This is a genomic window from Vibrio sp. Vb1018, assembly GCF_033338775.1.
Lineage (GTDB): Bacteria > Pseudomonadota > Gammaproteobacteria > Enterobacterales > Vibrionaceae > Vibrio > Vibrio alginolyticus.
Map to the genome: position 1 here is coordinate 39,070 of NZ_JAWOTI010000029.1, position 15,788 is coordinate 54,857.

14 protein-coding genes are annotated in these 15,788 nt (G+C 45.4%); 3 read left to right on the top strand and 11 right to left on the bottom strand.

Annotated elements, in window-relative coordinates; genetic code table 11:
- Positions 1-102: 102 nt before the first annotated feature.
- Entirely contained in the window at positions 103-528 is a 426-nt protein-coding gene (nsrR, locus tag R7Z10_RS21690) for a nitric oxide-sensing transcriptional repressor NsrR (protein WP_017633731.1), read from the bottom strand.
- A 157-nt stretch (positions 529-685) separates the two neighbouring features.
- On the opposite strand from nsrR, the gene hmpA reads away from it, so the two are divergent.
- A complete protein-coding gene (gene hmpA / locus R7Z10_RS21695; protein ID WP_213905010.1) occupies positions 686-1,870 on the top strand; it encodes an NO-inducible flavohemoprotein in 1,185 nt (394 codons plus the stop codon).
- An 80-nt stretch (positions 1,871-1,950) separates the two neighbouring features.
- Here the strand turns inward: hmpA and R7Z10_RS21700 are convergent, their stop codons facing one another.
- Together R7Z10_RS21700 and R7Z10_RS21705 are read right to left on the bottom strand one after the other, a co-directional pair.
- Positions 1,951-2,586, bottom strand: coding sequence for a tetratricopeptide repeat protein (locus R7Z10_RS21700; RefSeq protein WP_054575294.1), 636 nt, complete (start codon positions 2,584-2,586; stop codon positions 1,951-1,953).
- Between the two features lie 216 nt (positions 2,587-2,802).
- A complete protein-coding gene (locus tag R7Z10_RS21705; RefSeq protein ID WP_005381385.1) occupies positions 2,803-4,119 on the bottom strand; it encodes an adenylosuccinate synthase in 1,317 nt (438 codons plus the stop codon).
- Positions 4,120-4,291: 172 nt separating this feature from the next.
- Here R7Z10_RS21705 and R7Z10_RS21710 point away from each other — a divergent pair, with 172 nt between their 5' ends.
- Positions 4,292-4,477 carry a DUF2065 domain-containing protein gene (locus R7Z10_RS21710; RefSeq protein ID WP_005381383.1) on the top strand — a complete coding sequence of 62 codons (186 nt, stop codon included), beginning with the start codon at positions 4,292-4,294 and terminating at the stop codon, positions 4,475-4,477.
- Positions 4,478-4,540: 63 nt separating this feature from the next.
- Here R7Z10_RS21710 and hflC read toward each other — a convergent pair whose 3' ends face one another.
- The 8 genes from hflC to tsaE all read right to left on the bottom strand — a co-directional run bounded on the left by hflC (position 4,541) and on the right by tsaE (position 13,688).
- Entirely contained in the window at positions 4,541-5,521 is a 981-nt protein-coding gene (gene hflC / locus R7Z10_RS21715) for a protease modulator HflC (protein ID WP_005381382.1), read from the bottom strand.
- Between the two features lie 2 nt (positions 5,522-5,523).
- Positions 5,524-6,729 carry an FtsH protease activity modulator HflK gene (gene hflK, locus R7Z10_RS21720; RefSeq protein ID WP_005381381.1) on the bottom strand — a complete coding sequence of 402 codons (1,206 nt, stop codon included), beginning with the start codon at positions 6,727-6,729 and terminating at the stop codon, positions 5,524-5,526.
- A 45-nt stretch (positions 6,730-6,774) separates the two neighbouring features.
- On the bottom strand, positions 6,775-8,064 hold the full coding sequence (hflX, locus tag R7Z10_RS21725) for a ribosome rescue GTPase HflX (RefSeq protein WP_005381380.1): 1,290 nt from the start codon (positions 8,062-8,064) through the stop codon (positions 6,775-6,777).
- 38 nt (positions 8,065-8,102) lie between these two features.
- Entirely contained in the window at positions 8,103-8,366 is a 264-nt protein-coding gene (hfq, locus tag R7Z10_RS21730) for an RNA chaperone Hfq (RefSeq protein ID WP_005381379.1), read from the bottom strand.
- 194 nt (positions 8,367-8,560) lie between these two features.
- A complete protein-coding gene (gene miaA / locus R7Z10_RS21735; RefSeq protein WP_005395375.1) occupies positions 8,561-9,493 on the bottom strand; it encodes a tRNA (adenosine(37)-N6)-dimethylallyltransferase MiaA in 933 nt (310 codons plus the stop codon).
- On the bottom strand, positions 9,490-11,502 hold the full coding sequence (mutL, locus tag R7Z10_RS21740; protein WP_318105926.1) for a DNA mismatch repair endonuclease MutL: 2,013 nt from the start codon (positions 11,500-11,502) through the stop codon (positions 9,490-9,492). The genes miaA and mutL overlap by 4 nt, the downstream gene beginning before the upstream one ends.
- A gap of 18 nt (positions 11,503-11,520) precedes the next feature.
- Positions 11,521-13,230 (bottom strand): N-acetylmuramoyl-L-alanine amidase, encoded by a 1,710-nt coding sequence (locus tag R7Z10_RS21745; protein ID WP_005381374.1) that lies wholly within the window; start codon positions 13,228-13,230, stop codon positions 11,521-11,523.
- The gene (gene tsaE / locus R7Z10_RS21750) at positions 13,224-13,688 is read right to left on the bottom strand and encodes a tRNA (adenosine(37)-N6)-threonylcarbamoyltransferase complex ATPase subunit type 1 TsaE (RefSeq protein WP_005381372.1); all 465 of its coding nucleotides are present in this window, start codon (positions 13,686-13,688) and stop codon (positions 13,224-13,226) included. The genes R7Z10_RS21745 and tsaE overlap by 7 nt, the downstream gene beginning before the upstream one ends.
- Before the next feature lie 276 nt (positions 13,689-13,964).
- Between tsaE and queG the strand changes: the two genes are divergently transcribed.
- Positions 13,965-15,092: a tRNA epoxyqueuosine(34) reductase QueG gene (gene queG / locus R7Z10_RS21755; RefSeq protein WP_005381370.1), complete on the top strand. Its 1,128-nt coding sequence runs from the start codon at positions 13,965-13,967 to the stop codon at positions 15,090-15,092.
- The last annotated feature ends 696 nt before the right edge of the window (positions 15,093-15,788 follow it).

The following is a 15,788-nucleotide window of genomic DNA, read 5'->3' on the forward strand; positions in this document are numbered from 1 at the left end:
TAGCAAGGAAGGTATATGGCTAGTATATCTGAGTCTCTCGATAAGCTACAGAATTGCTTTGAAAAAAGAATGATCGAGATCGACTCTAGGCATGCAAATGAGTTAAGGACGAGCCAGCAAGATCAAAAGTTCAGAATTGTCACTGAGCAAGGATTCAATCGTGCAGTTATCCAACTCCGCCAGAAAGGCACTTTTTGCTTTCGCCAATTTATCTTTGAGGCGGCAAGCAGGGGTAATATGGCAAAAATCCACACCACAGTTGACTAAATCTAACGGCTCTAAATCGCGCACAACACCACCGACTGTGATTTCAGATGCTGGCTTCATCAGCCGGATACCACCGTTTTTTCCGCGCACGGTATGGACATAACCCAACTGTCCTAACCGATTGATAACTTTAACCATATGGTTGCGCGACACACCAAATAAATCCGTCACTTCGGTAATGCTGGTTAACTCATCTTCCGGCAACGAAGCCAAGAAAATTAAGGTTCTCAACGCATAATCAGTGAAACTAGTTAACTGCATATTCTCTCCCAAAGTGCGACTCAATAACCCGCTGGTGATGCTAAAACCCCAAACTTGAGCTATCGATAAAAGTGTAAATCTTTTCTTGATCGAAAGATACATTTGAGATACAACTTTAAACATGCATTATAAATACAACTTAAATTAGGAAGCCCTTATGCTCAGCAATCAAACTATCGAGATCGTCAAAGCGACCGCACCACTCATCGCCGAAACAGGACCAAAACTGACCGCGCACTTTTACGAGCGTATGTTTACTCATAACCCTGAGTTGAAAGATATTTTTAACATGAGTAACCAGCGTAACGGCGATCAGCGTGAAGCATTATTCAACGCTATCTGTGCCTATGCTGCCAATATTGAAAATTTGCCAGCTCTGCTTGGCGCAGTAGAGAAAATTGCGCATAAGCACACGAGCTTTTTGATCACAGAAGATCAGTACCAAATCGTTGGTAAGCATTTACTTGCGACAATCGATGAGCTTTTTAATCCAGGTCAAGAAGTGTTGGATGCTTGGGCTGAGGCTTACGGCGTACTTGCGAATGTATTTATTCAGCGCGAAGAACAAATTTACCAACAAAATGAAGCTTTGGAAGGCGGCTGGCGCGGTCTACGCGAATTTGAATTAGTCGATAAAAAGATTGAGAGCGAACACATTTGCAGCTTTGTATTCAAGCCAACCGATGGTCAAAAAGTGGCGCCGTATAAACCGGGACAATACCTTGGCATCTACATCAACAGTGACCAGTTAGAAAACCAAGAAATTCGCCAATATAGTCTGTCTTCTGCGGTCCAAGAGAACACTTACCGTATCTCGGTAAAACGTGAAGAAGGCGGAAAAGTGTCGAACTACCTGCACGATAACCTGAACATTGGCGAAAAAGTGCAGCTTGCGGCCCCTGCCGGTGATTTCTTTATGGATGCCGAACCACAAACACCCGTTGTTCTAATATCTGCTGGTGTGGGACTTACTCCAACGCTGTCAATGCTAGAAAGTCTCTCAGCACATCAAGCACCTGTAACTTGGGTTCATGCAACAGAAAATGGCCAACAGCATGCTTTCAAGCAACACGTAAACCAACTCGTTGCAGAAAAAGAAAATATGAACGCGCTCGTTTGGTATAACCAACCAACGACAGAAGACAAACTAGGTGAAGACTTCCACTTCACGGGCTTGGTCAATCTGTATGAAATTGAAGCTGCATTAAAGCAAGATAACGTGCAGGTGTACTTCTGTGGCCCTGTAGGATTTATGCAGCACATAGCGAAACAGCTATTAGAACTTGGCGTACCAGAAGAGCAATTCCATTACGAATGCTTCGGTCCACACAAAGTGGTTTAAGCGCTACCAACTATCGGGAAAACAACAAAGCCCACGTGACGTGGGCTTTGTTGTATGAAGTTGTTTGCAATATTGAAGCGTTACCAAAAGGTGTCTCGCCGTTTAGCTCGAGCAATAACGTTTTGTGGCATGCGCTGTTCAAGGCCGTTTCTCAATACAGTTATGCGCTTATGCTGCCGCTTATCTGCTGTGACAGAGTTATATAACCAACGATACGCATCTTCGTAATCGAGTGGACTGCCATAATCACGTAAAAGCAACTCGGCCAGATGAATACGCGCGTTTAGGTTTCCCATTGACGCAGCTTCTCGCAAATATGGAATTGCACGTTCTTTATCTTGCTGTACTAAAGTGCCACGCGAATAGTATCGGCCAATCTGCTCTAGTGCAGCAGGTAACCCCTGATGCGCTGCATTTTCGATGTAGTAAAGACCCAGTTCGACATCTTGCTCGACACACACACCCCAAGCCAACATATCTCCGTACAGAAACTCATAAGCGGGTAAGTTAATTCGAGTCGCACGAGCTACGATATCCTCCACCAGCTGGCAGTTATCAGCGCGCACACGTTGTAAGTGCTTATTTTGCTCAATAAGCTTTATCAGCTCTGCTTCGGTATAGATCGGAACTGGTGCCCCCACATCAGCAACATTGGCTTTCCCTGTGGTAGCAACCAAGGTCAACAACAGTGAAGCAGCCACTGTTCGTAACTTCATAAACGTACCCTTAAGGTATCTAAGAAACCAAAGATCGGTGAAGGATCTCCTCTGCTTGATAACCTTATCGGCAAAAAACAGCTAAGCTTTAGACAATTTTTGCCTCTGATTTAGGCTCAGCGGCAAAAGCTTGCCATATGAGAGTCACGCTGTTTTTGTTCAGATACAAAAAAGCCGACCATAAGGTCGGCTTTTGCAATCTTTAACGGCTATCAATTAAGCTTCGAATGGGTGAACTTTGATGATAGTTTCGTTACGGTCAGGACCTGTAGAGATGATGTCTACTGGAACGCCAGTTAGCTCTTCAATACGCTTGATGTAGTCAAGAGCGGCTTGTGGTAGAGCATCTAGTGACTTAGCACCAAATGTATTCTCAGACCAACCTGGCATTGTTTCGTAGATTGGTGTTGCTTTTTCGAATGCTTCAGCAGCCATCGGAGAAACTTCTAGCACAGAGCCATCTTCCATCTTGTAACCAGTACAGATTTTTAGCTCTTCTAGACCATCTAGTACGTCTAGTTTAGTTAGACAGAAACCAGATACAGAGTTGATTTGGATTGCACGACGCATAGCAACAGCATCGAACCAACCTGTACGACGTAGACGACCAGTTGTCGCACCGAACTCGTGGCCAACTTCACCTAAGTGCTTACCAATTGGATCTTGCTTATCTAAACCGTCGTATAGTTCAGTCGGGAATGGACCAGCACCAACGCGAGTACAGTACGCTTTCGCGATACCCAAGATGTAACCGATGTGACGAGGACCAAAACCAGAACCTGCAGCAACACCACCAGCTGTCGTGTTAGAAGACGTTACGTACGGGTAAGTACCGTGGTCGATATCAAGTAGTGTACCTTGTGCGCCTTCGAACATGATCTTGTCGCCGCGCTTGCGTGCTGCGTCTAGTTCGTCAGTTACGTCGATAACCATTGACGTTAGTAGTTCAGCGTAGCCTTTAGCTTGCTCAAGTACTTCTTCGTAGCTTACTGGCTCCGCTTTGTAGAAGTTAACTAGTTGGAAGTTATGGAACTCCATGACTTCTTTTAGCTTCTCTGCGAAAGTCGCCATATCGAATAGGTCGCCAACGCGTAGACCGCGACGAGCAACTTTATCTTCGTATGCTGGACCGATACCACGACCAGTAGTACCGATAGCTTTTTTACCGCGAGCGATTTCGCGAGCTTGGTCCATTGCAACGTGGTAAGGAAGAATTAGCGGACATGCTTCAGAAATGAAAAGACGCTCGCGTACTGGAATACCGCGCTCTTCAAGAGGCTTCATTTCTTTAAGTAGAGCTTCAGGTGATAGTACAACACCGTTACCGATAACACATTTTACGTTATCGCGAAGGATACCTGATGGAATTAAGTGAAGAACGGTTTTTTCACCGTCAATTACGAGAGTGTGACCTGCGTTGTGACCGCCTTGGTAGCGTACCACGTATTTTGCATCTTCAGTTAAAAGGTCTACGATTTTACCTTTACCTTCGTCACCCCATTGGGTGCCTAGAACGACTACGTTATTTCCCATCTTTCCAAGTCTGATTGCTAGTTAAAAATGGATTCTAGCACCGAATCACGCTTCTTGCAGTCATTTTTTGTTCACAGAGTTGCTACCAGAATGTCATCTTGCCGCTTTGTTCATTTTGAAATCAGCATATCACTGATAGTATTTAGCTTTCTCTATTCGACTGGAAAGCGCTATGTCTGAATCCATATGGTTGGCGATTGGGCTCGTCTTGATCGTGGAAGGCATTGGGCCACTGATTGCTCCTAACGGTTGGCGGAATATGGTGGCTCAATTAAGTGAACAACCCAACAATCAGCTACGACGCATCGGTGGCTGCCTAGTAGTTGCTGGAGCCGTCATCGCCATCATGATGAGCTAGCACTTAGCATCAGATACAAAAAAGGCTCCCTAAGGAGCCTTTTATTTCAATGAGACGCGGAGATTATTTCTCCATGCTGCCCTTCGACTGGTTCATGTATTGGAAGAACTCACTCTTCGGATCAAGCACCAGAATATCGCTCTTAGAGCTGAAGGACTTCTCATACGCACGTAGCGAGCGTAGGAAGCTAAAGAACTCAGGGTCTTTGTTGTACGCTTCAGCATAAATCTTCGCAGCTTCAGCATCCGCTTCACCTCGTGTCACACGCGCAGTTTTATCAGCTTCAGCTAGAATAGTTGCTACTTCTAGTTCTGCTTGAGCACGAATAACTTCCGCTTTTTCACGACCTTGAGAACGGTGCTTACGAGCAACGGACTCACGCTCCGCACGCATACGACGGTAGATAGACTCACTGATTTCATCAGGCAGGTTGATTTTCTTCATTCGGAAATCAACGACACGAACACCCAAGTCTTTCATTGCGCTTTCACGCGTGTCCTTCAATACTTCAGACATGATTAGGTCGCGTTCACCATCAATCTCAAGCGCCTCACGAGCCGCTTCAGTTGCGACAACATCAGCACTTGCGTCTTCTGGTAGCACATCATCGTTACGTGGACCAGATACGATCTGTTTGATTTCACGAGCACCGATTTCAGAACGAAGCACGTCCGTCACTTTACGCTCAAGTAGTGCCTCTGCCGTTAGCGAGTTACCACCGCCAGTCGCGAGGTAGTAGCGACCAAAATCCTCAATACGCCACTTCACGTAGGTATCAATGATAACGTCTTTTTTCTCGGACGTTACGAAACGGTCAGCACGACCATCCATTGTTTGGATACGTGCATCAAGTTGTTTCACACGGTCAAACAAAGGCATCTTGAAATGCAGACCAGGCTCGTAAATTCGAGTGATGTCGTTGTTGTCTTTCAAGACACGACCAAATCGAACCACGATACCGCGCTCACCTTCAGGAATCACAAACAAAGACATCAACATTAATGCCAGTGCGATTACCAGTACAGGGATCATTAACTTACGCATTCTTAGTATCTCCCTTGACGTGAACCTGTTGAACGAGACTGCGAGTTCGAAGTGTCTTCTTGTGTACGATCAGACTCAAGTTGAATTTGATCATAGGTTGAAGATGACTTCGATTTACGTTTGGTATCTGCTTTGCCCTCTTGTCCCGCCAACTTATCAATTGGAAGGTAAAGAAGATTGCCGCTTGATTCCGAGTCAATCAACACTTTCGAAGTGCTTGAGTACACCTCTTCCATTGCGTCAATGTACAGACGATCACGCGTTACACCAGGCGCTGCTTGGTATTCTGGTAGTAGTTTTTCGAACTGTGCTACCTGACCAAGAGCCTCGTTAGTGACACGCTCATTGTAACCTTGTGCTTCTTTCTTCAAACGCTCCGCACGACCCGTTGCCTTAGGCAAGATTTCGTTCTTGTATGCTTCAGCTTCACGAATGAAACGCTCTTCATCCTCACGTGCTGCGATTGCATCATCAAACGCATCTTTCACTTGCTCTGGTGGACGAGCAGACTGGAAGTTCACATCAACAAGTACCAGACCCATATCATAGCTATCAATGATTTGGTTCAGTGTTTCTTGCGTAGTTTGACGAATTTGCTGACGACCACTGGTTAGAATGCTATCCATCAATGAGTCACCAATTACTGCACGTAGTGCAGAATCCGTTGCTTGACGCAAGCTGTCGTCTGCATTGGTTACACGGTACAAGTATTTGTATGGGTCAGTCACTCGGTACTGAACATCCATCGCAACTGTTACAACGTTTTCATCTTTAGTCAGCATTAGACCAGATGCACGTAGTGAACGAATCGCTTGTACGTTTACCGCTTCGTACTCATCAATAAAGCGAGGACGCCAGTTAAGACCTGGGTCTACGATACGATCGTATTTACCTAAACGCAGTACAACACCACGCTCTGCTTCACCGATGGTGTAAAAACCAGCGAAGAACCAAACTGCAACAGCAATCAGAGCAATCACGCCAAAGCCAATTGCACTACCACCACCGCCGCCGATTGGAGAACCACCGCCGCCTTTTTTACCAAACTTGCCGCCCAGCTTTTGACTCAGTTTGTTGAACACTTCATCTAAATCTGGCGGACCTTGATCTCGGCCACCAGGACGCTGGCCACCACGATTATTATTACCCCAAGGGTCATTATCGCGGCCATTGTTGCCGTTGTTATTTCCAGGCTCATTCCACGCCATTAGAAAGCTCCATCATTTGATATGACGTTATACTGTAGCAGTCCTTTAAGTGACTATAAAGCCAGTCAAAACTGCCCCTTCTCTTTTTTCAAGTCTAGACCAATCTACTTGCTGCATTCGAATATCGATCAACAAGTTACCATCCTGGTCATATTCCTCACGTTGAATACACTTCATTTGGAAGAAGGTACTACGGAATCGTCCTTGATACTGTGGAGGAATTCGCAACTGATGCTCGACCATTTGTGACGCCAGACGTTCCGTCAGAGCCTCAAACAGGACATCAATGCCCAACCCATCCATTGCTGAAACCCAAACTGCGCGAGGTACGCCTTCCTCGTCTCGTTCTATACGTGGTTTCTGCGAATCTAGATTGTCGATTTTGTTCATGACAACCAGAGTCGGCACTTCATGCGCGTCGATCTCTTCTAGTACTTCATGAACAGCTTGAATATTCTCACGAAAACGCTCATCACTGGCATCAACAACATGTAACAAAATGTCAGCTTCTTGCGTTTCCTGCAAGGTTGCCTTGAAGGCCGCAACCAAGTCGTGTGGCAAATGTCGAATAAAACCAACCGTGTCTGCCAAGATGGCAGGACCAACATCTGCTAACTCTATCTTACGTAAAGTCGGGTCCAAAGTAGCAAATAATTGATCAGCCGCGTACACGCCAGCTTCTGTAATACGGTTGAAGAGTGTCGACTTACCCGCGTTGGTGTAACCCACAAGTGAAACCGTTGGGATTTCAGCTCGATTTCGGGCGCGGCGCCCTTGTTCACGCTGCTTCGCTACTTTGTCTAAGCGTCGCAGGATGGCTTTGATTCTGTCACGCAATAAGCGACGGTCGGTTTCCAGCTGGGTTTCACCCGGGCCACGTAAACCGATACCACCTTTCTGCCTTTCAAGGTGCGTCCAACCACGAATCAAACGAGTAGAGATATGACGAAGTTGAGCCAGCTCTACCTGTAGCTTACCTTCGTGTGTTCGAGCTCGTTGAGCAAAGATATCGAGAATAAGACCAGTGCGGTCGAGAACTCGACATTGGCACAGTGCTTCGAGGTTACGTTCTTGGGCAGGAGAGAGGGCGTGATTAAAAATCACAATTTCGGCACCCGTTGATTGTACCGCTGTAGCAATCTCTTGGGCCTTACCCTCTCCGACATAGTATTTCGGGTGTGGGGATTGACGACTACCAGTTACTACTTGTAGCGCCTCTACCCCAGCAGAAGAAACTAGCATTTCGAACTCAGCCAGATCTTCCCATTCACCTTCTTGCGTGAAGTTGATATGAACAAGTACGGCTCGCTCACCGGATTCATAACGGTCAAACAAGCAATCAACTCCTTATTTTAAAAATACTCGATGAAGAATTAATCTTCTGATTTCTCTTGTGGACGCTCACCTTGTGGACGTTCACCGCTGTGATGGCTCACTGGACGAGCCGGCACAACTGTTGAGATCGCGTGCTTGTACACCATTTGGTTAACAGTATTCTTCAGCAGGATCACAAATTGATCGAATGATTCGATCTGACCTTGTAGTTTAATACCATTCACAAGGTAGATAGATACCGGGATACGCTCACGACGTAGCGCGTTTAGAAATGGGTCTTGTAGAGATTGCCCCTTAGCCATTTTTATTTTCCTTATTTAATTTGTAGTTGTAATTATTTAGCTAGTGGTGCAATGCAAAAGATACGGCTTTTGCATCTGAGCTAAACGAATCAAAAATGCACTCTAAGTAATTAGCAGCATAGTATAAAAACCGCCAACAACAGATCCTTTGAGAGTGCGTTCACGCAAAAACGATCACATTATACACAGCTATGTCAATCAGATGCTATTGCTTCCGACATCGTTTCTAATGCCTGTTCAATGTTCTCGCTATCCAACCAAGTTAAATCATCCCAGCTGCGTAACCAGGTGATTTGACGCTTGGCCAATTGACGAGTCGCGCATACGCCACGAAATACCGCTTCGTCACGTGTACACTCCCCATCTAAATACTCCCACATCTGTCGGTAGCCAACGCATCGTATGGAAGGAAGATCGGGGTGAAGATCTTTTCGCGAATGTAACGCTTTCATTTCTTCTTCAAAGCCCGCTTCCATCATCTTCTCGAAACGGAGTTCAATCCGACGGTGAAGTTCTGCCCTATCCTTGGGAGCTATTGCAAACTGCTTGACTCGGTATGGTAGGCTTTCACCTTTCGTTTGAGTCAATTCAGTCAAAGTTTTACCTGAAATGCGAAAAACTTCCAATGCCCGAGATAAACGTTGGGGATCATTGGGATGGATTCTCGCGGCTGACACAGGATCAACCTCTTTGAGTTCATCGTGCAACACTGACCAACCTTTAGTCAATGCCTCTTGTTCAATTTGCTGACGAATTTCAGGATTTGCAGCAGGAAGTGGTGATAAACCTTCAAGTAACGCCTTGTAATACAGCATTGTTCCACCCACAAGAAGTGGAATTTTTCCTTCTGCAACAATATCATCCATCGCTTTCAATGCATCTCGACGAAAGTCGGCGACAGAGTAAGATTCACTTGGATCCAAAATATCTATCAAGCGATGAGGCGCCAAACTTAACTCTTTTTCATCCGGTTTCGCCGTACCGATATCCATCCCTTTGTAGATCAAAGCAGAATCAACACTGATGATCTCAACCGGAAATTTTTGACGAAGACGAATCGCCAGCTCAGTTTTGCCTGATGCAGTTGGCCCCATTAAAAATAGCGCCAAAGGTAGTTTATCTGTCATGGTTTTAATTTGGCTATCGTGGCAGAGAAATCAACAGCGGATACGAATTTTGTATCTTCTAATGGCAATTGACCATGTCTTAGCTGTTCAAGTTCCGCAATAATTTGAATGGCTTCAGAAAAAGTATAGTGACTCTTCATTGTCGTGACCTGTAATGCGAGCCAATCTATCAACTCAGACAGCATCTGAGCCGCTGCTATACCTTCGTTCACACAAGATTGCGCGTAAGATAACAGATCTGGTACTAAATTTTGTAAGTTTTGTTGACGCAGCGGAGCTGGGACGCCCATCACCATTAAGGCGTGCTCGTTTCTCGCTTTCAATTGAATACCAAGCAATGCCAAATCTTGTTGATAATCTTGGGCCAGTCTCACTAATTCGGCCTCTAACTTAATAGATAGAGGAACAAGCAGAGGTTGTGCCTTGAGTGCACCATCGCTTGGAGTGAGCTGGCCTTTTACACGATAAAATTCTGCTCTAGGTAACGAGACTAACGCCGCCCCACTGTCACTGCTCATCAAAACAAATTGTTCATCGACCACCATCAGCGCTTTGCCCAATGCAGTAATCGATGGCATTGATGTGTGCGAAGTTATCGTTTGGGGCGCTATTGGAGTGACTGCCTGAGCCTCAAACTCTGGCGTTTTCAACAGCTCGTGATAAGCGCGTACTTCTTGTTTAGTTGGCGCTGGTTCTACGTGGCGCTCTTTACTGTGACTTGGCTTTGGTGCAGGTTTGGATTCCACCCAATCATTACGTTTGAATGACTCCACTACGCGCGCCTCTCGCACGGAGGTTTCACTAGGACCGCTATTACGAGGCTTCACTTCATAATCACTGCGTCCAGGATAAGCCGGTGTACTCTCTATCGCTTGATAAACCCGCTCTGGTACTGGTGAAGATGCTGGCTCTTGTACTTTTTCAGGCTCTGGCGAATGCTCAATCTCTTCGGACTCAGTCGGTTCCACGCGATGAAATGCCGATTCATTCACCTGTGGTTTATCAATCACGGCGCTTTGCGCAAGTGCATCCGTCAAAGCTTGATAGATGAAATCATGCACCAAACGAGCTTGGTGGAAACGCACTTCATGCTTAGCAGGGTGAACATTCACATCTACTTGGTGCGGATCTAGCTCAATAAAGAGCACATACGCAGCAAACTGATCTGGCTTTAAGCTCATTTCATAGCTTTGACGAATCGCGTGATTGATTAATTTGTCACGCATCATTCGGCCATTCACATAGCAATATTGTAAATCGCTTTGCTGCCTTGCTCCCTCTGGCGTGGTAATCCACCCATGTAGCTTTAACCCTTGATGCTCAAGCTCGATTCTGAGCATATGCCGCACAAACGCATTACCGCAGACAGCAGCAATACGCTTTTCGGTTTGAAGCTGATTTTTCGCCGCGCGATATTGACGGATGATCTTGCCGTTATGACGCACATTGATGGTGACATCAAAGCGGCTTAACGCAATACGTTTCAATAACTCATCAATATGAGCAAATTCGGTTTTCTCCGTACGAAGAAACTTGCGACGCGCTGGAGTATTAAAAAATAAGTCCAACACCTCAACAGTCGTGCCAATCGGGTGCGCTGCTGGCTTAAGCTTCACCTGCATATCACGCCCTTCGGAGTAGGCACTCCAGGCTTCTTCTTGTGCCGCAGGACGCGACGTGAGCGTCAAACGCGAGACTGAGCTAATACTGGCTAACGCTTCACCGCGAAAACCTAGACTCATAATGGCTTCGAGATCATCTAAGGTATGTATCTTAGATGTCGCATGACGACTGAGCGCTAAGCCAAGTTCATCTTTCGCGATACCTTTTCCGTTATCACGAACACGAATCAGCTTTGCGCCTCCTTTCTCGATATCGATATCGATTCGAGTTGCGCCAGAATCAAGACTATTTTCAACCAGTTCTTTAATCACAGAAGCAGGTCTTTCGACCACTTCCCCTGCGGCGATTTGGTTTGCAAGTCTGGCTGGCAAAATTTTAATCGTCATAATGAGTTAGAAGCTCACCTACTTGTTTGGAATGATCAGGACTTGCCCAACCGCTAGCTGATCAGAGCGTAAGTTATTCGCTTTACGAATGCTCGATACGCTAACGCCGTATTTGGACGCTATTTTGCCAAGGAACTCACCCCGAGAAACCTTGTGCTTACGAATCGGTTTATCTTTTACCGCGACCGTTATCTTCAACTTTTGCCCTACCCACAAGGTATCTGACTTCAAGTTATTCTCTCGGCGGATATCTGAAACCTTCACTTTATAGTGATTCGCAATCTTACCTAAGAACTCACCAGACTTAACCTTGTGCGTAATGGTTTCTGTCTCAACAGTAATCGGTTTACTTGGCACTTTAATCGTACCAGCAGAAGGAATGTTGAGCTTCTGACCAATTGCCAAGCCTGTCGACTTCAAGTTGTTTGCCGACATCAGCGCTTTAGAGCTAAGCCCATATTTGTTCGCGATCACCGATAATGACTCGCCACGCTTTACAATATGTACCATTGGCTTCGCTGAAGGCGAGAACACCGTACCCTCTGGTGGGTTATCTTTTAAGTACTTGACGACCGCCTTAGTGATAGCCTGAGCTAACTTATCTTGGTGCGCTCGTTGAAACAGTAAACGCTCTTCTGTTGGGTTAGAAATAAAGCCCGTTTCCACTAGCACAGACGGAATCTGTGGAGAGCGTAAAACCGCAAGGCTGGTGTTGATCGGTTTGGTGTTATGCAGGTGCGCAACACGTCCCATCTCACCTAGGATTTCTGTTGCCAGCTTATAACCTTCTTTTTGTGAATGACTAAACTGCAAGTCCAACAAAGTTTGGTTCACGTTACGATCTTTTGTCTTCGTGAAGAACGCATTACCCGAGCCGCCCAATAACTCAGACTGTTTCTCATGGTTCTCGACCCAACGAGCAATTTCGGTATTTGCACGACGAGTATTTAGTACGAAGACCGATCCACCGCGAGGCTTCGGTGAAGTAAACGCATCTGCGTGAATGGAGATCAGCAAGTGCGCATCATTTTCACGAGCAATCGCGACACGACGGTTTAAGTTTACAAAATAATCTCCCGTACGAGTCATGCGCGTTTTAATACCAGGAGTCGCATCGAGCTGAGCAGCAATTTTTCTTGAGATACTCAATACCGCATCTTTCTCGTACTTACGACGTGAAGGGCCAATAGAGCCAGGGTCTTCCCCACCGTGACCAGGGTCGATAACAATTAACACTTCTTGAGCTCGTTGAACTGAACTCATGTCTTTGCTGGCCGCCGCTGGCTTACTCGGTTTAGAGGTCGATGCCTTCTTACCGTGCGGTAAATCAATCACCAAGCGGTGACCATACTGCCCACCTGGTGTTGGGCTTAATTTAAATAATTCCGCTTGAACGCTCTTTTTTAGTTCAAACACCAAACGATAAGTGCCCTTCTCTGGAGGCGAGCTTTTTCGTACCAGTTTTAAAACAGGGCTATCCGTAACAGTAACAGGCAGTTTGGCCTGCATCGTCGTGCTTTTTAAATCCACGACAAGGCGATCCGGCCCTGATAAAGAGAAATAGGAATAGTCAGCTTCCGAGCCTAAATCGATGACAACACGTGTTTCATCAGGTGAAGGCCAAACTCGAAAACTCTTAACGACGTTAGCAAATGCTAAATTGGGGATGAGAAGGAGAAAAGTGGCGACAAACGTCGCCACTACTCTAAAATTTGAAAAACTCAACATAGCTCCAATCGACTGAGTAACTGCACACCATAATCATTATTAGCTGTTAGTTCGGCTACACGTTGCTCACCTTGGTAGCGAATGTTTACATCAAGATCCGGTTGTGGCAGTAAGCCATGCCCTTTTTCAGGCCATTCAACCAAGCAAATCGCATCGTCTGTGAAATAGTCTCGAATACCCATAAACTCAAGCTCTTCAGGATCCGCAAGACGATAAAGGTCGAAGTGATATACTTGCCACTGATCCAACTGGTACGGTTCGACTAGAGTATAAGTTGGACTTTTCACGTTACCTTGATGACCAAGAGCACGGACAAAACCACGACTAAAGGTTGTTTTACCTGCACCCAAATCACCATGCAGATAAATTGTGGTTTGCTGGGAACAAAGCTGAGCCAAAGCGGTGCCTAGTGCAACCGTTTCATGCTCATCTTTTAAATTGAATTGTTTCGTGCTCATTGATGCTTCTCTAACTAATGATCGTTGACTATATAAAAATCAAAAGAACAGGAATAGTAAACCGTGTTGGTTTTGAGAGACAAGCTTTCAAATGTCATATGTGCGAAAAAAGTATCCAATAAACGGTATCTTAATCATCTTAGTATCGACCTAGATTTAGAATATATGCAAATGACTTCAATAAGCAGTATTCACAACATCAAAAACGTACCTAACTGGGTAGCACCAAAGCCAGAGATCCGTTAAGATCCGCCCCCCTTTATTCCGGTGGTTAACATGAACTACGAACAACTCGCACAACAAATCAAAGTTTGGGGAAAAGAACTCGGCTTCCAAAAAGTTGGGATCTGCGACGTTGATCTGAGTGAACATGAAGCAGCACTACAAAAATGGCTTGATGCAGGCTATCACGGCTCAATGGATTGGATGGCTCGTCACGGTATGATGCGTGCTAGACCCCATGAGCTACTCCCGGGAACCGTTCGTGTTATCAGCGTCCGGATGGACTATCTGCCACCAGAGGCTCAATTCGCTTCGAACCTCGCGAATAAAAGTCATGCCTATATTAGCCGCTACGCACTAGGGCGCGATTATCACAAGCTCGTCAGAAAGCAGCTAAATAAGCTCGGCAAACTTATTGAACAAGAGGTTGGTCAATATGGTTACCGACCTTTCGTTGATTCCGCACCAATATTAGAGCGACCTCTCGCCCAAAAAGCGGGCTTAGGTTGGACCGGGAAACATTCCCTGATTTTAGATCAAGACTGTGGATCGTGGTTCTTTTTAGGTGAACTACTTATCGACTTACCACTACCCGTAGATGAGCCAAGCGTTGATCAGTGCGGTAAATGCAAAGCATGCATTACATCATGCCCAACACAAGCCATCGTTGAAGACAAAGTTGTCGATGCCCGGCGTTGTATCTCTTATCTCACCATCGAGTTCGATGGCGTGATTCCTGAAGAGTTTCGAAAGCCAATGGGTAACCGCATTTATGGTTGTGACGACTGTCAATTGGTTTGCCCATGGAACCGCTACGCCGACATAACGGAGCAAGATGATTTCCACCGTCGTGACAGTTTCAAAAACCCTGACCTCGTCGACATGTTTAACTGGGATGAAGCGACTTTTCTAAAAAATATGGAAGGCTCCGCTATCCGTCGTATTGGTCATATACAGTGGCTACGTAACATCGCTGTCGCACTTGGTAATGCAGAATATAGTCAGCGAATCATAGATGCGCTGGAAAGTCGGCAAGGTGAAAATAAATTACTTGATGAGCACATTAAATGGGCTTTGACAGAGCAACTGAATCAACTCCCCACTGAGAGTAATTCATCTATAGAGACGAAAAAGCAACGCTTAATAAGGATAGTCGAGAAGGGACTGCCGAGAGACGCATAGAGCGTAGTCTATATGCAAGAGATTGAAAGTACTTTTGCATGTTCAATTCATGACCTTGTTCTCAATTTTGTAATGTGGAAAAAAATTTGAGATTCAAGAAAAACAAGCTAGCAGAAAAAAGTTAAACACAGCTCGGAGAAATGACTAGGATCAAAAAAATACCAGTTAATGATCGTATTTTAACGTACTCGATCCGACAAAAAACTTATTTTTTCTTTATATAACAAAGATTTAATTGGTATTTCTTTGTTGTTTCAACTTCATTTTAGAGAAAAGATCTTTCTTCCCCATCATAAAAAGTCAAGCTAAAAACACTTTATCAACCAACTTATCCACAGAACGACGTATGTGGATAACTCTGTTAATTAAAGTAGATAAAACACGCGAAGCCTCATCATACTTGTACGTCAGCCGATTCATATCGTGTTTTAAACACAAACGAAATCGTCCGACATCATATGATGCGGATAAAAGTTTAGCTTTTGGGGATTCATGCTTCGCAGCATTATGAAAAGAGCGATGTGATTGGTTGCGAGAAGCAGGCGTTGAATCAAGCGGCGCATCCGTAGACGACTTAACAATTGTATACTAAATAAGTACTCAATCTATCGTCTTGTATTTGGTTGCGGGGGCCGGATTTGAACCGACGACCTTCGGGTTATGAGCCCGACGAGCTACCAAGCTGCTCCACCCCGC